This window comes from Frateuria edaphi (assembly GCF_021117405.1).
Classification (GTDB): Bacteria; Pseudomonadota; Gammaproteobacteria; order Xanthomonadales; family Rhodanobacteraceae; genus Frateuria_A; species Frateuria_A edaphi.
On record NZ_CP088251.1, the window covers coordinates 1,425,689 to 1,444,372 of the forward strand.

The following is an 18,684-nucleotide window of genomic DNA, read 5'->3' on the forward strand; positions in this document are numbered from 1 at the left end:
TTTCCTTTTTCGCTCCTGCGAAGCGTGCCACGCAAACAACGCCGCACCCTGATGGTGCGCCGCTGGCTGTGACCTTAAGGCGCATGAACCGTGATCACGACGTCGATGGGTTCGCTGAGCCCGACGCGCGCACGGTCGACCTGATCCGCCAGCACCTACCCAACCGCCCGCGTGAACCGAACGCGCCGCTGCGTGCCGCCCTCGTGGCCCGCGCCTACCGTTGCGCCCTGCGGGCCGGCCGTCGCCTGAGCGACGAGGAAGGCCACACGCTGGCTGAAGCGATCGACGAGCTGAGTGCCTTCGCGCTCAAGCTGGGGAAGGGTGGGGCATGAGGCCACTCGGGCACATCTCCCACGGCACCCGCCGCATCGCCTCGCGCGCATTCAGCACGGTCAAGGATTACGGCCAGGTCGCCGTCTTCCTGGGCTGCGAAACGGGACAGGCGGCCGCAGTTGAGGTCACCGATCCGGACTACAGGAGCGCCCTGCAACGGCACGCCAACCACCTGGTCGGCGTCTACGTGGACGACCTCTCCGATGGCGAGGCTCTGCGCGAACAGATCAGCGGCGACCTCATCACCCACATGCGCGTGGCGCAGATCGACACGCCACAGATGCCCATGCGCGAGCGGTTGCTGAAGGCGCTGGAGCAGGGGCCGCTGGCCACCAACGACATCGCTCAATGCCTGGGCGTGACCGCCTGCTATGTGCGCCGCTTGCTCGCCGAGCTGCGCCGCGAGGGGCATGTTCGACCGACGGGGCACGCGCCAGGGCGCACGGCTCACAGCAACGTCTGGAGCGTGGCCGCATGAAGCGCTCCGACGCCTGGTTCGATCGCCAACTTGCCCACGTCCGCGCGTGCCTCGCCGAGGCTGACCGGCGCCACACCCCCGAGGAGATCGCCGCGCACGAAGCTGCGCTGGCGGTCCTTTCCACCCATCCACAGGCTCCGCTGCCGCTCAAGGCGGGGGAGAAAGCGCATGCGTGACTACGGCAAGGTGAACCCGAAGTTCTGGACGTCGGGCACCGGCAAAGAGATCCGCAAGAGGGGTCCGGAAGCCCTTGTGGTGGCCCTCTACCTGATGACGTCGCCGCACTCGAACATGCTCGGGCTCTACATCCAGCCCGTGATGTACATGGCGTACGAGACGGGACTGGGCTTGGAAGGGGCTTCCAAGGGGCTTAGTGAGTGCATCGATACCGGTTTCTGCCGGTACGACGACGAGACCGAAACGGTCTGGGTTGTCGAGATGGCCAAGTACCAGATCGCCAACGAACTTAAGGCTTCGGACAACCGTTGCGCCGGCATCCAGAAGGAATACGACGCCCTCCACGACAACCCGTTCCTGGTCGACTTCTTCACCCACTACCAGCGGGCTTTCCACCTGTCGAAGCCTCGTTCTGAGGAAGCCCCTTCCGAGCCCCTCCCAAGCCAAGAGCAGGAGCAAGAGCAGGAACAAGAACAGGAGCAGGAGCAGGAGCAGGAGGGTGCAGGGAGGAAAACGACCTCCGATGCCGATGCCGTGCTGGCCGCCTACCACCGGATCCTGCCCAACTGCCAGCGGATCGCCGTGCTCAACGACAAGCGGCGCAAGCGCATCGCCGCCGCCGTGAAGCTCGCCAAGGCCGTCTGCCGCCAGCAGGGCTGGCCCTACGAGCCTGCGCAGTTCTGGGCCGCCTACTTCGGCGAGTGCGCGAAGGACCCGTGGATGCGGGGCGAGCGCACGAACCCCAACAACCCGACCTGGAAGCAGAACCTCGACGTGCTGCTCGCTGAGGACCGTTTCGCGGGCGTCATGGACCGCGCCATCGCCGCCATGCAGCAGGAGGCCGCATGATCGTCCACGCCGAAACCGCCGTCCTCGGCGCATGCATGACCGACCCGAAGTGCTACTGGCGCGTCGCAGACCTGCTGGTGCCCGGTGACTTCGCCGATGGGCGACACGCGAAGCTCTTCGCGCTGATCACCGAGCAGGCCCGCCAGAGCGCGCCGTTCGACGCGATCACGCTCGCCGACCTCCAGCCCGCGCTCGGCTCGCTCGCCCTGGACATCCACAACACCGAGGGCTGGCGCACCGCCAACGTCCGCGCCTACGCCGAGCAGGTGGCGAGCCTTGCCATCACCCGCCGGGTGAAGTCCGCCGGCGCGCAAATCGCTCGCCTCGATGGGCCGGACGTGCTCGGCCAGGCCCAGCAGCTGCTCGGCTCTTGCCTTCCGCGGCACACCGGCGAGGTCAAGCACATCCGCGAGTACCTGCGCGCCTCGGTGGCCGAGCTGCAGCGACGGGTCGATGCCAAGGAATCCATGACCGGCCTGCCCACCGGCCTCCCGACGCTCGACGAGATGCTCTGCGGCTACCAGCCGGGAGACCTGATCGTCATCGCGGCCCGACCCTCCGTGGGTAAGACCGCCTTCACCGTGCAGTCGCTGGTCAATGCCGCCCGCCACGGCAAGCACGTGCTGTTCTTCTCGCTCGAGATGACCGGCGTGAAGATCGCCGACCGCATCCAAGCACACATCGCCCAGGTCAACGCCGCCGGCATGAAGCGCCCGGCCATGTTCGACAACGCCGACTTCGGCGCCCTCTACGCCGCTGGCGCCGAGATTGCCGAGCTGCCGCTGTTCATCGACGAGACGCCCGCGCTCACCGTCGAGGCCCTCTGCGCCCGTGCCCGTCAGCTGCACGCCACGCAAAAGCTCGACCTGATTGCAATCGACTACCTCACGCAGATGACCCCGCCGAGCGGCCCGAAGCTCAGCACCGCCGACGCGCTGCAGATCATCACCCGCGCCCTCAAGCAACTGGCCAAGGAGCTCAACGTCCCAGTGCTGTTGCTCTCCCAGCTCAACCGCGAGGGCGACGGCCACCGCCCGACGTTGCGCGCGCTGCGGGACTCCGGCGCGATCGAGCAGGACGCCGACCTGGTGATCTTCCTGCACCGCCCGAACCCGGCCAAACGCGAGCACGTGATCCTGATCGTCGAGAAGCAGCGCGACGGCGAGACCGGCGACATCCACCTGTTCGCCAACATGCGCCACCAGCGCTTCACCGAGACCGATGAGCCCATCCCGGACGAGGCCTCCACGCCCACGTCCATGAGTGGCTATGCCCAGCGCAGCCGCAACCGTGCTGCACCGCGTCAACCCGCACCCGCCTGGCACGAAAGGAACGACCGATGAGCGCAAATCCCGCCAGCTTCGCGCACGCGCAAGCCGAGGCTCCGCCCATTCGCCTGGTGCTGCCGTACCCGATCAGCGCCAACGCCTACTGGTCCTCGCGTGCCGTCCCGAAGAAGGGCACGAAGAAGTCGATCGTGATCACGTACGTGACCGACGAGGCGCGCGCCTACAAGCAGGACGTCGGCAAGCTGGCGCTGGTTGCTGGCGTTCGCCGACCGATCACCGGCCGCATCTCGCTGACCGTGCGCCTGTACCCGGCACGGCCGCAGGACTGGGCCAAGCGCGCGCGCCAGAACCCGGATGGCTGGGACGACACCGTCCGCTCGATCGACCTGGACAACGCCCTGAAGGTCCTGCTGGACGCGCTGAAGAACATCGCCTTCGACGATGACGCGTGGGTCCGGCGGATCGATGCCGAGCGCATGGAGCCCGACGACCGCGGCGCCCGCGTCGAGGTCCATATCGCGCCGGTCATGCGGCAGGCGATCGCGCCGGGGCTGTTCTGACCACCACCTATCCGCCGGCCGCGCCGGCACACCAGGAGCACGCATGTACCGTCGATCCCTAAGTCTCGCGCTCGGCATGCTGGCCGGCCTCGGCGTCATGGCCCAGCCACCCATGCACGTTGTCGCTGCGCCTTCGCCGCATGGCATCCCGCGCCGAAGCACGAGGCGAGTGGACACCCGCGCTGGGGCATGGCTCCCGGGGCGGAAAGGCGTGCCCCAGAAGCGGGGCGGCAAGGCCTGCCAACACCGCAAGACAGCGCGCAATCGCCGCCGCGCCGCGAGGCTGCACCGCTGATGCAAACCGGCAGCCCCACCCAAGGCCCCATCCCGCCCGTCACGTGCGAGGGCTGCCGCTTCTTCCAGCCCGACAAGCACAACCGCATGGCGGGCATGGGCTTCTGCACGGTGTTCAAAGGGTGGAATTACCCCATGGAGCCGCGCCGGTGCCGGGAGCGCGAGGCGGCATGACCTGCGTGCACTTCCTGGACCTGGCGATCGCCATCCAGAACGAGCGCGACGTGGCAAAGCGCATGCAGCTGCTGCGTGCCCTGGAGGAGCCGGCGCGTAGCCCGGTGCTCGCCTGGCTCTGGGCCGACGCCAAAGGGCGGGATTCCACGCTGGGGGGAGAGGCAGCCTGTCCGCGTCGCCCCTTCGAAAGGAAGTCCGCATGAGCACCAGCACCCTGACCCGGCCCGAGCAGGCCACCGAGCGCGCCCTGGCCATGCGTCAGATGGCCAGGATCCTGCGCGAGGGCTCGATGTGCTCCGTCTGCATCCACCGCCAACAACCCAACCCGCTGAAAGTCGACGTTTGCCAGACCTTCGGCCGCTCCTACCCGCTGTGCGAGAAGTCGCCCGGCAAGAAGTTCGATCCAGATCACGCAGCACTCAAGGGGACCAAATCATGCACACCGGAAAGCTGATGGCGCGTCTCAACGCCAAGAATGTCCGCTTCGATGCCGGCTCCGGTGGAACGCCGGAACTCACACCGGCCGACATCTCTGCGGCGCTGGCCATGGTGCCGCCCGGCCTGGGCCGCGAGCTGCTGTGCCGGGTCTGGTGGCCCGACGGTGCCGCGCTGACCTCCCATGAGCTGCGCATGCTGCTCGACGGCGCGCTGTTCGGCGAGTGGCGCGAGCGGGCCGATGCGATGGTCATTGCGCAGATCCGGGTCGCCACCGCAGGCGAGAGCACGACGCGGCAGCGGATGGCCCGCCACGCGCTGGATGGCGCCAAGGCCCGCATGTGGCCGAGCATCGGCGAGACTTACGCGCGCCTGCGCGACACCGTCGTCGAGGAGTTGTGCGATCCGCGACTGTGCCCCGACTGCAAGGGCCACGGCCACACCACGACCCGCGACATCGAGCGCGCCTGCACGCGTTGCGAGGGCAGCGGCCACGTAGCACGCGGGCCGACCTGGCGCGCCGAGCGGCTGGGCATGAAGCACCCGTCCTACCTCGCGCTGTGGGACGAGCCCTACCGCTGGCTGCTGGCGCGCTGCACCGACGAGCTGCAGGACGCGGACCGCGCGATGGTCAAGGCGCTCGGTCCTGTAGTCGCATGACTACGGTTTGATTCCTACAATGCCTCTGCCGCTACGTGCGGACCGACGAAGCCCACCCCTCCCCGGTGGGCTTTTTTTGTGCCCGGTGGTGGCACACGGCCGGCTGCGCCAACCGTGGTCAAAGCCGGCCACTTCTTCACGACGAGAGACGCCCATGCCTCCCATCCAGACTGGCGCCGGCATCGTCGAGAAAACGATGTCGCACCTGCTGCCCGCGAAGTTCGACGGCATCACCGCGCGCGTGCAGCTGCTCGCGACCGGCCTGCAGGAATCGGACTTCGTCCATCGCTGCCAGATCGGCGGCCCGGCGCGGTCCTACTGGGGCTTCGAGCAGGGCGGCGGCATCGAGGGTGTGCTCAAGCATCCCGCGAGCTCCGCCTACGCGCGCTCCGTCTGCGGACTGCGCGCAGTGGCCCCGGTTGCCAGCGACGTGTATGGCGCGTTCCTCACCGACGACCAGCTGGCGTGCGCTTTCGCCCGTCTGCTGCTGTGGACTGATCAGGCACCGCTGCCGGTGTTGGGCGATCGCGAGGGCGCCTGGCAGTACTACCTGCGCAACTGGCGCCCGGGCCGGCCGCGGCGCGAGCACTGGGACGAGCACTACGTCGACGCGACGAACCAGGTGCTGTCGACGTGCAGCGGGGTGCCGGCGTGACGATTGATCCCACCACCCTGATCGTCATCGGCGCAGGCGCCATCGGCTGGCTGATCGTCTGGCTGCTCAAGCACGGCGCGCGGCTGACCGGTACCGAGGTCCGCATCCAGGCGCTCGCCGATGCCGCGGCTATCGATCGCCAGCGCGCCGATGCGAACTGGTCGGAAGTCCGCGCCTCGCTGACCCGGATCGAAGACAAGCTCGACCGCAAGGCCGACCGCTGAGGAGCATGGCCATGAACAAGGCGATCAAGGCGCGGCTCGCGCGCTTCTGGGCCGCGCTGTGGCCGTGGATCGCGCTGCGCCTGCGCCAGCCGTCGACCTACGCCGGCCTGGTGATGAAGGTCGCCGGCATCCTCGGCTTCGCGATCGAATCCGGCACGCTGGCTCACGTGTGTGACGCCATCGCCGTCGTGGCGGGTGCCTTGCTGATCGCTTGGGACCAGACGGCCAAGCCCGACGACACCGATCAGGCGGGCGCGTGATGCTGGCCGCACTGTGGCTCCGCGCCAAGGGCTGGGCGCTGGGCCTGTCCCTCCTGATTGGTGGCCTCGTGGTCACCTGGGTGATGGGCCGACAGAGGGGCAAGAAGGTCGGCGAGGCCGATGCCCAGAACGCCCGCAACGATGCGGCCAACGCCAACGCGCGCGCCGACCAGCTGGAAGCCCGCCATGACACCGACGCCCACGTCGAGCAGCTTCCCGACGCGCCTCCTCAGCGCGTGGGGGATGCTGACCCTGCTACTGCTGCCGGCCAGCTGCGCGACCACTGGTCGCGTGACTAGGCCCGACTACTGCGCCGGCTGGGAGCCGATCCTGGTCAGCAAGAAGGACGTGCTGACCGATGGCACGTCGAAGCAAATCCTCGCGCACAACAACCACGGCGAAGCCACTGGCTGCTGGGGCAAGAAACCATGAACCCGATTCCCGGCCTGGAACGCGAGCGCGACCAGGCGCGCCGCCTCGTGCGCGGCAAGACCTTCGACCAGGCGCCCGAAGTCTTCAAGGACATCGAGAGCGCCAAGGCACGCATCCGCTACGCCAAGCGCATCTACCGCAAGGAGAAGCAGCATGCCGCCACGCAAGAACGCCACCGCGCCTGATCCGGCGCCGCGCGTCAAGCAACCGGCCCTGATCGTGATCGAGGAGATCGAGGCCAAGCTCAAGCCGCTGGGCGACCTCCACCGACACGACACCGCCTGGGTGAAAGCGAAGCTCGCCGAGGCCAAGGCCAAGCTCTGAGGGCTACGCCCATGACCGCCGAGCACTTCTTCGCAGGGCTGGCCATCGCCAGCTTCAGCACGTTGGCGCTGCTGATCGTCCGTTGGAGCTGGCCACGCAGGCGACCGCCCGTCATCCACCCCACCGTCCCGGCCAGTCGCTGGCCGCCGTACAGCGAACCCTGATCCATGGCCGCCAAGCCGAAGAAACCTGCGAAGCGCAACGGCAAGCCGGCTGGGCTGCGTGGGGCGGACCGCAAGTACAACCGCGCGAAGCTGGTGCCGAAGATCTGCGTGCGGCTGGCCACGGGCAAAGAGCCCATGGCGGTCATCTGCCGGGACCTGAAGGTGCCGGTGCGCACGGTGAACGACTGGCGCAAGGCGGAACCGGAAATTGCCGCGCAGTTCGATGAGGCGCGGGATCTCGGCTACGACGCCATCGCACACGACACGCTGCTGATCGCCGACACGCCACAGATCGGCGTGGTCGAGAAGCTGGAGCTGGTCAAGGCGAAGAACGGACGCTCCAAGCTCGTGGTCACCGAGCGCCGGAACGAGGACATGCTCGGCCACCGGAAGCTGCAGGTGGAGACACGCCTGAAGCTTTTGGCCAAGTGGGATCCGCGACGCTACGGCGAGAAGCAGCAGCTGGAGCACACGGGCCTCAACGGCGGGCCGATCACCAACGTGAACCTCAACACCGCGGACCCCGTGGAAGCGGCGGCGATTTACCAGAAGGTCATGGCCGGAGAGGGCTGATGCCCATCCCGTTTCCCTTCGACTTCAAGCAGCCCGACTACGCGGCGATCTTCCAGTGGCGCCTGGAGCGCCTGCTGCGCATCCGCAAGGACCCCTCGGTCCTGCCGGCGCTGAAGGCGTTCTACCGGGAGCACCCGGCCCAGTTCATTATCGACTGGGGCGTCACCTTCGACCCGCGCAACCCTGAGCGCGGACTGCCTTCCACCATCCCGTTCCTGCTGTTTCCGAAGCAGGAGGCGTGGGTGGAGTGGTTCCTGGAGCGCTGGCGCAACCAGGAAGACGGCATCACCGAGAAGACCCGCGACATGGGCATGTCGTGGCTCACGATGGCGATGGCCTGCACGGTCTGCCTGTTCCGCCCGGAGATATCGGTCGGCTGCGGCTCGCGCAAGGAGGAATACGTCGACGTCATCGGCGACCCGGACTCGCTGTTCGAGAAGGGTCGTCTGTTCCTGCAAGGCCTGCCGCCGGAGTTCCGAGGCGGTTGGGATCGCAAGGCGCACGCGTCCTACATGCGCCTGTCCTTCCCGGAGACCGGCTCGATCATCACCGGAGAGGCGGGTGACGGCATCGGCCGCGGTGGCCGCGCCAGCTTCTACATCGTGGACGAGTCGGCGTTCTTGGCCCGGCCGCAGCTGGTGGATGCATCGCTTTCGGCCACCACCAACTGCCGGCAGGACATCTCGACGCCGAACGGCCGCGCCAACTCGTTCGCGACGCGGCGCTTCAGCGGCAAGGTCAAGGTTTTCACGTTCCACTGGCGCGACGACCCGCGCAAGGACGATGCCTGGTACGAGCTGCAGAAGGCCAAGCGCGACCCCGTCACGCTGGCGCAGGAGGTCGACATCGATTACTCGGCGTCGGTCGAGGGCGTGCTGATCCCCTCCGCCTGGGTGCAGGCGGCGATCGATGCGCACACGAAGCTGGGCATCTCCCCGACCGGGCTCAAGCAGGCCGGCCAAGACGTGGCGGACGAGGGCGTCGACCTCAACGCCTACGCCGGGCGCCACGGGATCCTGCTCAACGTACTGGACCAGTGGTCGGGCAAGGGCTCGGACATCTACGGCACGGTGGTCCGAGCGTTCGGACTGTGCGACGAGCACGGCATCGAGCAGTTCGACTACGACGCCGACGGTCTGGGTGCGGGCGTGCGCGGCGACGCGCGCGTGCTGAACGAGACGCGCCGCAACGAAGGCCGGTCGATGCTGCGCGTGGAGCCCTTCCGCGGCTCCGGCGGCGTGTACGACCCCGAAGGGGAGATGGTCAAGGGACGCAAGAACAAGGACTTCTTCGCCAACGCCAAGGCGCAGGCCTGGTGGGCACTGCGGCTGCGCTTCCAGGCCACCTACCGGGCCGTGGTCGAGGGCATGCCGTTCAACCCGGACGAGCTGATCGCGATCGCCGGCGACATCAAACACCGCGAGGCGCTGGTGGCCGAGCTTTCGCAGCCGACGTACACGATCAACGGGGTGGGCAAGGTCGTCGTGGACAAGACGCCAGAGGGGGCCAAATCGCCCAACCTGGCGGACGCCGTGATGATCGCCTACCAGCCAGCCAACCGCGCACTGTCGACATGGGCCGCACTGGCCGGATGAGGAACGCATGAGCCGCAAGCACCGCAAAGGCCTCGCGCCAGCGATCAAGCAGGCGCCGATGGCACGCGCGTCGGCCCAGGCCAAGCGCTTCACCGCCGACAGCTTCCAGAACGTGCTGGCGCGCGTGGGCATCGGCACCGACAACCAGAGTTCGGGCGGCAGCTACAGCTTCGACTTCATCAGCCGCAACCGCGTGCAGATGGAGGCGATGTACCGCTCCAGCTGGATCGTCGGTGCCGTGGTGGACAGCGTCGCGGAGGACATGACCCGCGCCGGCGTCACCATCAGCTGCGACATGGCGCCGGACGAGTTGCAGGCGCTCGAGCAGGAGATCGAACGGCTGCAGGCCTGGAATGCCCTGTGCGACACGATCAAATGGGGCCGGCTCTACGGCGGCGCGCTGGCGGTCATGCTGGTCGACGGCCAGAAGATGGAAACGCCGCTGAACGTCGATTCCATCGGCGAGGGCCAGTTCAAGGGCCTGCTGGTGCTGGACCGGTGGCTGGTGCAGCCCTCGCTCGACAACCTGGTGGACGAGCTGGGCCCGGACCTGGGCAAGCCGAAGTACTACGACGTCGTCGCGGACTCGATGGCGCTCAAGCGTCAGCGGATTCACTACAGCCGCGTCCTGCGCGTCGACGGTGTCGACCTGCCGTACTGGCAGCGCATCAGCGAGAACCTCTGGGGCCAGTCGGTGATCGAGCGGCTGTTCGATCGCCTGCTGGCGTTCGACAGCACGACCCAGGGCGTGGCGCAGCTGGTCTACAAGGCGCACCTGCGCACGCTCAAGGTCGAGAAACTCCGCGAGATCATCGCGACCGGCGGCCCGATGCTGGAGGGGCTGGTCAAGCAGATCGACTTCATCCGCCGCTTCCAGACCAACGAAGGCCTCACGCTGCTCGATGCCTCGGACGAGTTCCAGGTCGACCAGTACACCTTCGCCGGCCTCGACGACGTGTTGCTGCAGATGGCCCAGCAGCTCTCCGGAGCCTCGGAGATTCCGCTCACCCGCCTGTTCGGCCAGTCCCCCGCGGGGCTGAACGCCACCGGCGACGGCGAGATGAAGCAGTACCACGAGGGCATCAACACCAAGCAGGAGCGCCGGCTGCGCATGCCGCTAACGCGGCTGCTGGACGTCATGGCGCGCTCGGTGTTCGGCAAGCCGCTGCCCAAGGGCTGGAGCTTCACCTTCAACAGCCTGCAGCGGATGTCCGACACGGAGAAGTCGACCGTCGGCACGCAGACCACCACGGCCATCCTGGAGGCGTTCGAATCCAGTGTGATCGACCTGGCCACCTGCCTGAAGGAGCTGAAGCAGGCCAGCGCTGTCACCGGCCTGTTCACCAACATCACCGACGAGATGATCACGGAGGCCGAGAACGCGCCGCCGCCGATCGAGGGCGAAGCGGATGTTCCAGGCAAGGGCCCCAACCCGGGACAAGAAGAAGATCCGGAACCCGGTAAGGGCGCGGCGGGCTGAGACCCAGTTCGCCGCCCAACTGCGCAAGGTCGCGCGGCAGGTCGGAAACCTGATCAACGGCTTCGACGTGATCGCCAACCCCGAGACGGTGCCGACCGTCCGCACCATGCTGGACAAGTACGCCGAGGCGCTGGAACCGTGGGCGCGGGCGACCGTCACCCGCATGCTGGCTGAGGTCAACCAGCGCGACGCGCGCCAGTGGGCCGAGCAGGCCCAGGCGATGGGCCTGGCGTTGCGCAAGGAGCTGCACCAGGCGCCCACCGGCCTGGCCATGCGGCGGCTGATGGAGGAGCAGGTCACCCTGATCACCTCGCTGCCGCGCGAGGCCGGTGAGCGGGTGCACGACCTGGTCATCAAGGGCCTGGAGGACTCGGTCCGCGCCGACGAGATCGCGCGCGAGATCAAGCGCTCCGGCCAGGTGACCGAGAGCCGCGCCAACCTGATCGCCCGCACCGAGGTGGCGCGCTCGGCCTCCACGCTAACCCAGGCGCGGGCAGAGCACATCGGGAGCGAGGGCTACATCTGGCGCACCTCCGGGGACTCGGACGTCCGGCACAGCCACAAGCAGATGGAAGGCAAGTTCGTGCGGTGGGACAGCCCGCCGACGCTGAGCGATGGCACAACCACCCACGCCGGCCAGATCTACAACTGCCGGTGCTACCCGGAGCCGGTCATCCCGGACCTGTGAGGGACGATGAAGACGACTGATTTCGACGCGACCGGCGGTTCGCGCTACTACACCGTGGCCAAGCTCGGGCCCAACCGTTCGCTCACCCCCGAGGGCTACCTGCTGTGCCTGGCGGTGCCGGTGGCGCGCACGGGAGAGATGCTCTACGCCGAGGGCGAGATCCTTGGCGGCGATGGCGAGGCCATCAAGGGCGACAACGACGGCCTGATCCGCGTCTCGCGCGGCCCGGAGGACCTGTTCCGGCCGGAGACCATCGCGAGCTTCGAAGGCAAGCCGGTGACGCTCAGCCACCCGGACGAGTTTGTCGGGCCGAGCAACATCCGCCAGTTTTCGGTGGGCACGATGTTCAACGTCCGCCGCGGCACCGGCATCGAGGACGACCTGATGCTGGCCGACCTGCTGATCACCGATCAGCGGGCGATTACGGCCGTCCAGAAAGACGGCATCGAAGAGGTCAGCAACGGCTACGAGGCCGACTACGACCAGGCAGAACCGGGGCGCGCGGTACAGCGCAACATCATTGGCAACCACGTGGCGCTCGTCGAGCGGGGCCGGTGCGGCCCGCGGTGCGCAATCGGAGACGAAGACATGGCAAACAAGGGCAAGAAGGTGTCGTTCGCGGATCGCATCCGTGCGGCGTTCAAGGCGAAGGACGCCGACGAGGTCGAGAAGCTGGCCAGCGAGGCCGAATCCATGGACGAGGAGTCCGAGGAAGAGAAGGCTGCGCGCGAGGCCGAAGAGAAGGAGAAGGGCACGCAGGACGCGCTGTCCCAGATCCTCAACCGCCTCGGCGCCATGGACGCCGACATCCAGGAGCTGAAGAAGGCCAAAGCCGACGACAGCGACGAGGACGACGAGGGCAAGAAGAAGGAAACCGAGGACGACGGCGACCTGACCGACCCCGAGACCGCGGCCAAGCTCGACGACGCGGGCGTCAAGCTCTACACCGGCGACGCGGCGAAGACGATCCTGCCGCTGGCCGAGATCCTCGCCCCGGGTATCAAGCTGCCGACCATGGACGCCAAGACCACCGACGCCCAGCGCGCGGCGGCCCTGTGCGCGTGCCAGCGCCGCGCACTGGACACCGCCTATAAGACCGACGACGGCAAGGCCGCGATCGACACCTTCCTCGCCGGCCAGACGGCCGACTTCGGGAAGTTGCCGGTGCCGCTGCTGCACGCCGCGTTCATCGGCGCCGCGAATCTGATGAAGGCGCGCAACAACGACCAGCACACCCGCGTCTCGGTGAACGTCACCGACTTCGGCAAGACCACCGACGTGGCCAGCATCAACACCAAGAACCGGGATTTCTGGGCCTCGCGCTCGGGCGCCCGCCACTAAAGGAGAGGACCCATGTCCAACGCAATCCTGTACCGCATGCCGTCCGGTATCCCGGGTGACGTGAGCCGCAAGAGCCAGTCCACCATCACCAGCGAGATCCTCAACGCCTCGCTGCCGTTCGCGAGCTACGGCATCCCCGCCAAGAAGGCCAGCGGCAAGGTCGTGCCCTTCGCCGGTGGCGAGACCGCGGCCGACCTGTACGGCTTCCTGGTCCGCCCGTACCCGACCCAGAGCGCCCAGGAAGGGCTCGGCACCGCGACCCCGCCGACCAGCGGCGTGGGCAACATCCTGCGCCGCGGCTGGATGACCGTGAAGTGCAATGCCGGCACCCCGGCCGATGGCGGAACCGTCTACGTGCGCATCGCCGCGGCCTCGGGCGCGAAGGTGATCGGCGGCATCGAGGCGGCGGCCGACAGCACGAACACGGTGGCCCTCACCGGCGTGAAGTTCACCAACGCCGGCGACGCCAACGGCAACGTCGAGATCGAATACAACATCTGATCCCACCCACAAGCTGCCACGCAGAGAGCCGCCCGCTGAGGCGGCTTTTTTGTGGGCGCGCGATCCGGAGAACCCTAGCAATGAGCAAACTGATCCTCCCGCGCTCCATCCGGGGCGCATTCACCCGCGACAGCGGGATGCTGACGTTCGACCAGGCCACGCGCGACAGCGCCGGCGCCTTCCTCGTCGGCGAGCTGGAGCGCCTGGACCAGCGCCTGCACGAGCCGCTGGCCTCGGTCACCTGGTCGCGCGACATCGACCTGCGCGAGGACGTCTCGATCGCCGACGAAGTGTCGAGCTTCACCAACTCGAGCTTCGCCGCCGCTGGCGGTGCCTCGCCCAACGGCAAGAGCTGGATCGGCAAGGACGCGACCGCCATCCAGGGCATCTCGCTGGACATCGGCAAGACCGCGAACCCGCTGACCCTGTGGGGCATGGAGCTGGGCTGGACCCTGCCGGAGCTCGCCTCGGCGCAGCGCCTGGGCCGCCCGGTCGACCAGCAGAAGTTCGCTGGCCTGCAGCTCAAGTACAACATGGACATCGATGAGCAGGTCTACATCGGTGACGGCGTGCTGGGGCTCTACGGCCTGACCAACTCGCCGCTGGTGACCGCGACCAACGTGGTCAATGGCGCGGGCGGCACGCCGGGCTGGTCGACGAAGACCCCGGACGAGATCCTCGCGGACGTCAACACGCTGCTGTCGAACGTGTGGGCGGCCTCCGCCTACGCGGCGGTGCCGGGCAAGCTGCTGCTGCCCCCGGCGAAGTTCTCCTACATCAACAGCCAGAAGGTGAGCTCGGCTGGCAACATCTCGATCCTTCAGTACCTGAAGGACAACAGCTTGAGCAACGCGGTCAACGGCCGTCCGCTGGATATCCATCCCTGCAAGTGGTGCACCGGCCGCGGCGCGGGCAGCACGGACCGCATGGTGGCCTACTCGCAGGAGCAGGACCGCGTCCGCTTCCCGCTGGTGCCGCTGCAGCGCACCCCGCTGGAGTACCGCGGTATCACCCAGTTGACCTACTACTATGGCCGCCTGGGCGCGGTCGAGTGGGTCTACCCCGAAACCGCCGGCTACGCGGACGGGCTGTGATCATGACGACCACCAAGCTCGTCAACATCACCAAGGCGTTCACCCTCACGCTGCTGCGTGGGGGTGAACAGGTGGCCGTGAAGATCGCGGCCGGGGTGCAGCGCCTGGAGGCCGATTTGGCCGACCACTGGTACACCAAGGCGCATAGCGCCGAGGTGCCCGCGGGGGTCAGCCAGACCGATGCCGATGCGGAGGCCGAGGAAGCCGCCAAGGCGGCGGCCGAAGCCGAGGCTGCCGAGAAGGCCAAGCGCGAGGCCGAGGAAGCCGCCAAGAGCGGCGGCAAGGGCAAGCAGAAGGGCTGACGATGGACGCCGCACAGTTCCGTACCGATTTCCCCGAGTTCACCAGCGAGTCCACGTACCCGAACGCGACCATCGCGCTTTGGCTCAACGTGGCCAGCCTGTCCCTGCCGGCCGACCGGTGGGGCACGTTGCTCGACATCGGCACGGAGCTGTTCGTCGCCCACCACCTGGCCACGGGTGCCCGTGACCAGGCTACGGCGGCCAACGGAGGCGTACCGGGTTCCGTCCAGGGCCCGGTCGCCTCCAAGTCCGTCGACAAGGTCTCGGTGTCCTACGACACCGGGGCCATGGCGATCGAGGGCGGCGACTTCTGGAACGGCTCGCGCTACGGCATCGAGTTCCTGCGCATGGCGCGCATGGCCGGTGCTGGCGGTATCCAGCTGTGAAGGATGGCATCGAGATCACCGCCGACCACCTGCAGGACGTCGTCAAGGCCATCCACCGGCTGACCGGGCAGGAGATCCTCGTCGGAGTACCGCAGGCCAACACGCTGCGGCGAAACGACGACCAGACGTCGATCACCAACGCGGAGATCGGGTACCTGCAGGAGACTGGCTCGCCAGCGATGAACATCCCCGCGCGCCCGTTCCTGGTGCCGGGCGTCGAGGCGGTGCAGAAGCAGGTCACGCAACAGCTGGAAAAGGGCGCCCATGCGGCGCTGGATGGCACGCAGGAGCAGGTCGACAAGGCTTTCCACGCGGCCGGCCTGGTCGCTCAGAACGGCGTGCGCCATCAGATCAACGACGGCGACTTCCAGCCGCTGGCGGAGGCCACCCTGGCCGCGCGCCGACGGCGTGGGCGCACCGGCACCAAGCCGCTGATCGACACCGGCCAGCTGCGCAACAGCATCACCTACGTCATCCGCAACAAGGACTGACCCATGCCCCTGCTCGACGTTTCCGAGGTCCTGCTCGATCCGGACTTCGCGGATTCGCTCGTCTGCACGCGGCAGAGCCAGACAGTCGGGGAGGACGGTCTGGCAACCAACGCCACGGCTGACACGCCCTTTACCGGCGTGGTCACTGCGGCCAGCGGCAACAACCTGGTGCGCACGCCCGAGGGCGCGTACACCACCGGCGACATTTGCATCAGCACGCCGTTCCGACTGCGCACGAGCGCCACCGGGGGCGGCATGGCCGACGTGGTGACCTGGAACGGCACCCGCTACACCGTCACGCAAGTCAACGATTACTCCCGCTACGGCACAGGCTTTGTCTGGGCAGTGGCGGACATCATCCCGCTCGGGGGCTGAGCATGGCAAACACGTCCGCAACCGGCGGCTACCTGTCGCCGGGCGGCGCCGTGCCCGCCGAAGACGCCGCGCTCGACGCGATCCTGCAGCAGGCGATCGCGGGCATCACCGGCCTGCCGGGCGGCATGGTGCGGCCGCGCTGGCAGCCCACAGTGCCAAAACAACCGGAGCCGACCGCGAACTGGTGCGCCTTGGGCGTGCCACGCACCGGACCGGCCGACTTCCCGGCGATCGAGCACGACGGCACCGGCGACGGCCAGAGCACGCTGCACCGACACGAGGAGTTCGACGTGCTGGCCAGTTTCTACGGGCCGGCCGCCAGCGGCTACGCCAAGACCCTGCGCGACGGCCTGTACCTCGCACAGAACCGTGCGGCACTGCAGGCCGCCGGCATCGACCTGATCGGCACCAGCGACCTCACGTCGGCGCCCGACCTGATCAACCAGCAGTGGGTGCGTCGGTACGACGTGACCCTGTCATTCCGGCGCCATGCGGCGCGCACCTTCGCCGTCCTCAACCTGCTGTCTGCCGATGCGGTGCTCGTCACCGACGTGCATCTCAGCGTCAACCCTTGATTGGAGAACCACCCATGTCCCAGGGTCTTTCCGTAAGCGATGTCGTCAACGTCCAGGTGGTGATGTCGCCCCTGGCAGCGGCCGTGCGCAACTTCGGCGCGCTGCTGATCCTCGGCGACGCCAGCGTCATCGATACCGACGAGCGCCTGCGCCAGTACAGCACGCTCGATGCCGTCGCCGCCGACTTCGGCAGCTCGGCGCCGGAGTACAAGGCCGCCGACCTGTTCTTCAGCCAGTCGCCGCAGCCCTCGATCGTCTACGTCGGTAAGTGGGCGCGCGCGGCCACCTCTGGCCGGCTGCTGGGCGGTGCGCTCAGCGCGTCGGAGCAGGCGCTCAGCAACTTCACCGCGATCGCCGATGGCGCGATGGACATCAGCGTCGACGGCACGTCCAACAACCTCACTACGCTTGACTTCAGCGGTGCGACCAACCTCAACGGCGTGGCATCGATCATCACGACCGCGCTTGCCGGCGCGGCTGCCGTGGTCTGGGACAGCGTCTACAGCCGCTTCGTGGTCACCAGCATCACCACGGGTGCGACATCGGCGGTCAGCTTTGCCGACGCCCCGGCGACCGGCACCGACATCTCCGGTCTGCTGGGGCTCACCAGCACGGACGGCGGTCGTCGGGTGACGGGCGTGTCGGCTGAAGCGCTGGTCGACGCCGTGCAGGCGCTCGCCAACAAGTCGAACGACTGGTACGGGCTGTACGTGGCTGCCTCGGCTGTGCCCGAATCCAGCGATGTGCTGGCGGTGGCCGCGTTCGTGGAAGGCGCCAGTCCCTCGCGGATCTTCGGCGTGACCACGCAGGACGCGGCGGCGCTCGATGGCACCCTGGACACCGACATCGCCAGCCAGCTCAAGGCGCTCCTCTACAAGCGCACCTTCGTGCAGTACAGCTCCTCGAGCGCTTACGCGACCGCGTCGCTGTTCGGTCGGGCTTTCACCGTCGACTTCACCGGCAACAACACGGTGATCACGCTGAAGTTCAAGCAGGAGCCGGGAGTGGCTGCCGAGACCCTGTCCGAGAGCCAGGCCGCCGCGCTCGCGGGCAAGAACTGCAACGTCTTCGTGGCCTACAACAACGCCACTGCGATCGTGCAGCAGGGTGTCATGGCCAATGGCTACTTCTTCGACGAAGTGCACGGCACCGACTGGCTGCAGAACAGCATCCAGACGGCGATCTACAACTTGCTCTACACCAGCCCGACGAAGATCCCGCAGACCGATGCGGGCGTGAACCAGGTGGTGGCCACCATCGACCAGCAGCTCGAGCAGGCGGTCGCCAATGGCCTCGTGGCGCCGGGGGTCTGGAATGCCCCGGGCTTCGGCGCGCTGGCGCAGGGGCAGACCCTGGCCAAGGGCTACTACGTCTACGCCCCGCCGGTGGCGGACCAGGCGCAGGCCGACCGCGAGGCCCGCAAGGCACCGACCCTGCAGGTCGCGATCAAGCTGGCCGGTGCGGTGCACTTCGCCAACGTGATCGTCAACGTCAACCGCTGATCCGAGGAATAACCGATGAGCACCGGGAAGACCTATTCGTTCCTCAACATCCAGGCCACGATCGCCGGCCCGGGTGGCAACTTCAACCTCGGCAACGGCGCGGGCGCGGCGGAAGAGGGCATCACCATCGAGCCGGCCGGCGACAAGAGCACCATGACGATCGGCGCCGACGGCGCAGGCATGCACAGCCTGCACGCGGACAAGTCCGGCACGGTCACGGTGCGCCTGCTCAAGACCTCGCCGCAGAACGCCAAGCTGCAGGCGATGTACGACCTGCAGACGGCCGATTCCCGCCTGCACGGCCAGAACGTCATCGCGATCACCAACACCGGCAGCAACGACAACATCGGCTGCCGTGGCGTGGCCTTCAAGAAGGCCCCCACGATCACGTACGCCAAGGACGGCGCGATGATGGAGTGGACGTTCGACGCGATCGCGATCGACCGCCTGCTCGGCACGTACTGAGGCCCGCC

The 18,684-nt window shown here is 67.8% G+C and carries 31 protein-coding genes; all 31 read left to right on the forward strand.

Translation table 11 applies throughout. The annotated features are described in order from the left end of the window. The first annotated feature begins 83 nt into the window (after nucleotides 1–83). Nucleotides 84–332: a hypothetical protein gene (locus tag LQ772_RS06675; protein ID WP_231325157.1), complete on the forward strand. Its 249-nt coding sequence runs from the start codon at nucleotides 84–86 to the stop codon at nucleotides 330–332. Further along, nucleotides 329–811: a FaeA/PapI family transcriptional regulator gene (locus LQ772_RS06680; protein ID WP_231325159.1), complete on the forward strand. Its 483-nt coding sequence runs from the start codon at nucleotides 329–331 to the stop codon at nucleotides 809–811. The genes LQ772_RS06675 and LQ772_RS06680 overlap by 4 nt, the downstream gene beginning before the upstream one ends. Further along, the gene (locus LQ772_RS06685) at nucleotides 808–987 is read left to right on the forward strand and encodes a hypothetical protein (protein WP_231325161.1); all 180 of its coding nucleotides are present in this window, start codon (nucleotides 808–810) and stop codon (nucleotides 985–987) included. Before LQ772_RS06680 ends, LQ772_RS06685 begins: the two co-directional genes overlap by 4 nt. Beyond that, nucleotides 980–1,837, forward strand: coding sequence for a hypothetical protein (locus tag LQ772_RS17360; protein WP_275045773.1), 858 nt, complete (start codon nucleotides 980–982; stop codon nucleotides 1,835–1,837). The genes LQ772_RS06685 and LQ772_RS17360 overlap by 8 nt, the downstream gene beginning before the upstream one ends. Continuing rightward, nucleotides 1,834–3,180 (forward strand): replicative DNA helicase, encoded by a 1,347-nt coding sequence (locus tag LQ772_RS06695; protein WP_231325162.1) that lies wholly within the window; start codon nucleotides 1,834–1,836, stop codon nucleotides 3,178–3,180. Before LQ772_RS17360 ends, LQ772_RS06695 begins: the two co-directional genes overlap by 4 nt. Further along, entirely contained in the window at nucleotides 3,177–3,686 is a 510-nt protein-coding gene (locus LQ772_RS06700) for a RusA family crossover junction endodeoxyribonuclease (protein WP_231325164.1), read from the forward strand. The genes LQ772_RS06695 and LQ772_RS06700 overlap by 4 nt, the downstream gene beginning before the upstream one ends. 464 nt (nucleotides 3,687–4,150) lie before the next feature. After that, on the forward strand, nucleotides 4,151–4,357 hold the full coding sequence (locus LQ772_RS06705; protein ID WP_231325165.1) for a hypothetical protein: 207 nt from the start codon (nucleotides 4,151–4,153) through the stop codon (nucleotides 4,355–4,357). Next, complete coding sequence (locus LQ772_RS06710; protein ID WP_231325167.1) at nucleotides 4,354–4,608, forward strand: hypothetical protein; 255 nt, start codon at nucleotides 4,354–4,356, stop codon at nucleotides 4,606–4,608. The genes LQ772_RS06705 and LQ772_RS06710 overlap by 4 nt, the downstream gene beginning before the upstream one ends. Then, the gene (locus tag LQ772_RS06715) at nucleotides 4,590–5,249 is read left to right on the forward strand and encodes a DnaJ-like cysteine-rich domain-containing protein (protein ID WP_231325169.1); all 660 of its coding nucleotides are present in this window, start codon (nucleotides 4,590–4,592) and stop codon (nucleotides 5,247–5,249) included. Before LQ772_RS06710 ends, LQ772_RS06715 begins: the two co-directional genes overlap by 19 nt. A 154-nt stretch (nucleotides 5,250–5,403) precedes the next feature. After that, nucleotides 5,404–5,904 carry a hypothetical protein gene (locus tag LQ772_RS06720; protein ID WP_231325171.1) on the forward strand — a complete coding sequence of 167 codons (501 nt, stop codon included), beginning with the start codon at nucleotides 5,404–5,406 and terminating at the stop codon, nucleotides 5,902–5,904. Then, nucleotides 5,901–6,128: a hypothetical protein gene (locus LQ772_RS06725; protein ID WP_231325173.1), complete on the forward strand. Its 228-nt coding sequence runs from the start codon at nucleotides 5,901–5,903 to the stop codon at nucleotides 6,126–6,128. The genes LQ772_RS06720 and LQ772_RS06725 overlap by 4 nt, the downstream gene beginning before the upstream one ends. Nucleotides 6,129–6,139: 11 nt before the next feature. Continuing rightward, nucleotides 6,140–6,388, forward strand: a complete 249-nt coding sequence (locus LQ772_RS06730; protein WP_231325175.1) for a hypothetical protein — start codon at nucleotides 6,140–6,142, stop codon at nucleotides 6,386–6,388. Next, nucleotides 6,388–6,687 (forward strand): hypothetical protein, encoded by a 300-nt coding sequence (locus LQ772_RS06735; protein WP_231325177.1) that lies wholly within the window; start codon nucleotides 6,388–6,390, stop codon nucleotides 6,685–6,687. The genes LQ772_RS06730 and LQ772_RS06735 overlap by 1 nt, the downstream gene beginning before the upstream one ends. After that, nucleotides 6,680–6,820, forward strand: coding sequence for a hypothetical protein (locus LQ772_RS06740; RefSeq protein ID WP_231325179.1), 141 nt, complete (start codon nucleotides 6,680–6,682; stop codon nucleotides 6,818–6,820). The genes LQ772_RS06735 and LQ772_RS06740 overlap by 8 nt, the downstream gene beginning before the upstream one ends. Further along, nucleotides 6,817–7,005 carry a hypothetical protein gene (locus LQ772_RS06745; RefSeq protein ID WP_231325180.1) on the forward strand — a complete coding sequence of 63 codons (189 nt, stop codon included), beginning with the start codon at nucleotides 6,817–6,819 and terminating at the stop codon, nucleotides 7,003–7,005. The genes LQ772_RS06740 and LQ772_RS06745 overlap by 4 nt, the downstream gene beginning before the upstream one ends. Continuing rightward, nucleotides 6,974–7,144, forward strand: a complete 171-nt coding sequence (locus LQ772_RS06750; protein ID WP_231325182.1) for a hypothetical protein — start codon at nucleotides 6,974–6,976, stop codon at nucleotides 7,142–7,144. Before LQ772_RS06745 ends, LQ772_RS06750 begins: the two co-directional genes overlap by 32 nt. Nucleotides 7,145–7,155: 11 nt before the next feature. Then, nucleotides 7,156–7,308, forward strand: a complete 153-nt coding sequence (locus tag LQ772_RS06755) for a hypothetical protein (RefSeq protein WP_231325184.1) — start codon at nucleotides 7,156–7,158, stop codon at nucleotides 7,306–7,308. A gap of 3 nt (nucleotides 7,309–7,311) precedes the next feature. Next, nucleotides 7,312–7,881 (forward strand): terminase small subunit-like protein, encoded by a 570-nt coding sequence (locus LQ772_RS06760; RefSeq protein WP_231325186.1) that lies wholly within the window; start codon nucleotides 7,312–7,314, stop codon nucleotides 7,879–7,881. After that, a complete protein-coding gene (locus LQ772_RS06765; protein ID WP_231325187.1) occupies nucleotides 7,881–9,476 on the forward strand; it encodes a TerL protein in 1,596 nt (531 codons plus the stop codon). The genes LQ772_RS06760 and LQ772_RS06765 overlap by 1 nt, the downstream gene beginning before the upstream one ends. 7 nt (nucleotides 9,477–9,483) lie before the next feature. Next, nucleotides 9,484–10,956 carry a DUF1073 domain-containing protein gene (locus LQ772_RS06770; protein WP_231325189.1) on the forward strand — a complete coding sequence of 491 codons (1,473 nt, stop codon included), beginning with the start codon at nucleotides 9,484–9,486 and terminating at the stop codon, nucleotides 10,954–10,956. 67 nt (nucleotides 10,957–11,023) lie between these two features. Beyond that, the gene (locus LQ772_RS06775; RefSeq protein ID WP_231325191.1) at nucleotides 11,024–11,644 is read left to right on the forward strand and encodes a phage head morphogenesis protein; all 621 of its coding nucleotides are present in this window, start codon (nucleotides 11,024–11,026) and stop codon (nucleotides 11,642–11,644) included. Nucleotides 11,645–11,650: 6 nt separating this feature from the next. Beyond that, a complete protein-coding gene (locus LQ772_RS06780; RefSeq protein WP_231325193.1) occupies nucleotides 11,651–12,985 on the forward strand; it encodes a DUF2213 domain-containing protein in 1,335 nt (444 codons plus the stop codon). Nucleotides 12,986–12,997: 12 nt separating this feature from the next. Beyond that, nucleotides 12,998–13,486 carry a structural cement protein Gp24 gene (locus LQ772_RS06785; protein ID WP_231325195.1) on the forward strand — a complete coding sequence of 163 codons (489 nt, stop codon included), beginning with the start codon at nucleotides 12,998–13,000 and terminating at the stop codon, nucleotides 13,484–13,486. An 80-nt stretch (nucleotides 13,487–13,566) separates the two neighbouring features. Further along, nucleotides 13,567–14,580 carry a DUF2184 domain-containing protein gene (locus LQ772_RS06790; protein ID WP_231325197.1) on the forward strand — a complete coding sequence of 338 codons (1,014 nt, stop codon included), beginning with the start codon at nucleotides 13,567–13,569 and terminating at the stop codon, nucleotides 14,578–14,580. Between the two features lie 2 nt (nucleotides 14,581–14,582). After that, complete coding sequence (locus LQ772_RS06795) at nucleotides 14,583–14,882, forward strand: STY1053 family phage-associated protein (RefSeq protein WP_231325199.1); 300 nt, start codon at nucleotides 14,583–14,585, stop codon at nucleotides 14,880–14,882. Between the two features lie 2 nt (nucleotides 14,883–14,884). Beyond that, complete coding sequence (locus LQ772_RS06800) at nucleotides 14,885–15,268, forward strand: DUF4054 domain-containing protein (RefSeq protein ID WP_231325201.1); 384 nt, start codon at nucleotides 14,885–14,887, stop codon at nucleotides 15,266–15,268. Further along, the gene (locus tag LQ772_RS06805; RefSeq protein WP_231325203.1) at nucleotides 15,265–15,759 is read left to right on the forward strand and encodes a hypothetical protein; all 495 of its coding nucleotides are present in this window, start codon (nucleotides 15,265–15,267) and stop codon (nucleotides 15,757–15,759) included. Before LQ772_RS06800 ends, LQ772_RS06805 begins: the two co-directional genes overlap by 4 nt. Nucleotides 15,760–15,762: 3 nt before the next feature. After that, nucleotides 15,763–16,134, forward strand: coding sequence for a hypothetical protein (locus tag LQ772_RS06810; RefSeq protein ID WP_231325205.1), 372 nt, complete (start codon nucleotides 15,763–15,765; stop codon nucleotides 16,132–16,134). 2 nt (nucleotides 16,135–16,136) lie between these two features. Beyond that, entirely contained in the window at nucleotides 16,137–16,709 is a 573-nt protein-coding gene (locus LQ772_RS06815; protein ID WP_231325207.1) for a phage neck terminator protein, read from the forward strand. 14 nt (nucleotides 16,710–16,723) lie between these two features. Next, complete coding sequence (locus LQ772_RS06820) at nucleotides 16,724–18,211, forward strand: DUF3383 domain-containing protein (protein WP_231325208.1); 1,488 nt, start codon at nucleotides 16,724–16,726, stop codon at nucleotides 18,209–18,211. A 15-nt stretch (nucleotides 18,212–18,226) separates the two neighbouring features. Beyond that, nucleotides 18,227–18,676, forward strand: a complete 450-nt coding sequence (locus LQ772_RS06825; protein WP_231325210.1) for a phage structural protein — start codon at nucleotides 18,227–18,229, stop codon at nucleotides 18,674–18,676. Nucleotides 18,677–18,684 lie beyond the last annotated feature (8 nt).

Excerpts from the sequence above, each read along its gene's own strand:
- LQ772_RS06820 (WP_231325208.1), top strand. The coding sequence starts at position 16,724 with ATGTCCCAGGGTCTTTCCGTAAGCGATGTCGTCAACGTCCAGGTGGTG.
- LQ772_RS06695 (WP_231325162.1), top strand. The coding sequence starts at position 1,834 with ATGATCGTCCACGCCGAAACCGCCGTCCTCGGCGCATGCATGACCGAC.
- LQ772_RS06760 (WP_231325186.1), top strand. The coding sequence starts at position 7,312 with ATGGCCGCCAAGCCGAAGAAACCTGCGAAGCGCAACGGCAAGCCGGCT.
- LQ772_RS06720 (WP_231325171.1), top strand. The coding sequence starts at position 5,404 with ATGCCTCCCATCCAGACTGGCGCCGGCATCGTCGAGAAAACGATGTCG.
- LQ772_RS06705 (WP_231325165.1), top strand. The coding sequence starts at position 4,151 with ATGACCTGCGTGCACTTCCTGGACCTGGCGATCGCCATCCAGAACGAG.
- LQ772_RS06800 (WP_231325201.1), top strand. The coding sequence starts at position 14,885 with ATGGACGCCGCACAGTTCCGTACCGATTTCCCCGAGTTCACCAGCGAG.
- LQ772_RS06685 (WP_231325161.1), top strand. The coding sequence starts at position 808 with ATGAAGCGCTCCGACGCCTGGTTCGATCGCCAACTTGCCCACGTCCGC.
- LQ772_RS17360 (WP_275045773.1), top strand. The coding sequence starts at position 980 with ATGCGTGACTACGGCAAGGTGAACCCGAAGTTCTGGACGTCGGGCACC.
- LQ772_RS06795 (WP_231325199.1), top strand. The coding sequence starts at position 14,583 with ATGACGACCACCAAGCTCGTCAACATCACCAAGGCGTTCACCCTCACG.
- LQ772_RS06815 (WP_231325207.1), top strand. The coding sequence starts at position 16,137 with ATGGCAAACACGTCCGCAACCGGCGGCTACCTGTCGCCGGGCGGCGCC.
- LQ772_RS06735 (WP_231325177.1), top strand. The coding sequence starts at position 6,388 with ATGCTGGCCGCACTGTGGCTCCGCGCCAAGGGCTGGGCGCTGGGCCTG.
- LQ772_RS06770 (WP_231325189.1), top strand. The coding sequence starts at position 9,484 with ATGAGCCGCAAGCACCGCAAAGGCCTCGCGCCAGCGATCAAGCAGGCG.
- LQ772_RS06810 (WP_231325205.1), top strand. The coding sequence starts at position 15,763 with ATGCCCCTGCTCGACGTTTCCGAGGTCCTGCTCGATCCGGACTTCGCG.
- LQ772_RS06825 (WP_231325210.1), top strand. The coding sequence starts at position 18,227 with ATGAGCACCGGGAAGACCTATTCGTTCCTCAACATCCAGGCCACGATC.
- LQ772_RS06700 (WP_231325164.1), top strand. The coding sequence starts at position 3,177 with ATGAGCGCAAATCCCGCCAGCTTCGCGCACGCGCAAGCCGAGGCTCCG.
- LQ772_RS06790 (WP_231325197.1), top strand. The coding sequence starts at position 13,567 with ATGAGCAAACTGATCCTCCCGCGCTCCATCCGGGGCGCATTCACCCGC.
- LQ772_RS06680 (WP_231325159.1), top strand. The coding sequence starts at position 329 with ATGAGGCCACTCGGGCACATCTCCCACGGCACCCGCCGCATCGCCTCG.
- LQ772_RS06745 (WP_231325180.1), top strand. The coding sequence starts at position 6,817 with ATGAACCCGATTCCCGGCCTGGAACGCGAGCGCGACCAGGCGCGCCGC.
- LQ772_RS06755 (WP_231325184.1), top strand. The coding sequence starts at position 7,156 with ATGACCGCCGAGCACTTCTTCGCAGGGCTGGCCATCGCCAGCTTCAGC.
- LQ772_RS06785 (WP_231325195.1), top strand. The coding sequence starts at position 12,998 with ATGTCCAACGCAATCCTGTACCGCATGCCGTCCGGTATCCCGGGTGAC.
- LQ772_RS06715 (WP_231325169.1), top strand. The coding sequence starts at position 4,590 with ATGCACACCGGAAAGCTGATGGCGCGTCTCAACGCCAAGAATGTCCGC.
- LQ772_RS06730 (WP_231325175.1), top strand. The coding sequence starts at position 6,140 with ATGAACAAGGCGATCAAGGCGCGGCTCGCGCGCTTCTGGGCCGCGCTG.
- LQ772_RS06765 (WP_231325187.1), top strand. The coding sequence starts at position 7,881 with ATGCCCATCCCGTTTCCCTTCGACTTCAAGCAGCCCGACTACGCGGCG.
- LQ772_RS06750 (WP_231325182.1), top strand. The coding sequence starts at position 6,974 with ATGCCGCCACGCAAGAACGCCACCGCGCCTGATCCGGCGCCGCGCGTC.
- LQ772_RS06675 (WP_231325157.1), top strand. The coding sequence starts at position 84 with ATGAACCGTGATCACGACGTCGATGGGTTCGCTGAGCCCGACGCGCGC.
- LQ772_RS06710 (WP_231325167.1), top strand. The coding sequence starts at position 4,354 with ATGAGCACCAGCACCCTGACCCGGCCCGAGCAGGCCACCGAGCGCGCC.
- LQ772_RS06780 (WP_231325193.1), top strand. The coding sequence starts at position 11,651 with ATGAAGACGACTGATTTCGACGCGACCGGCGGTTCGCGCTACTACACC.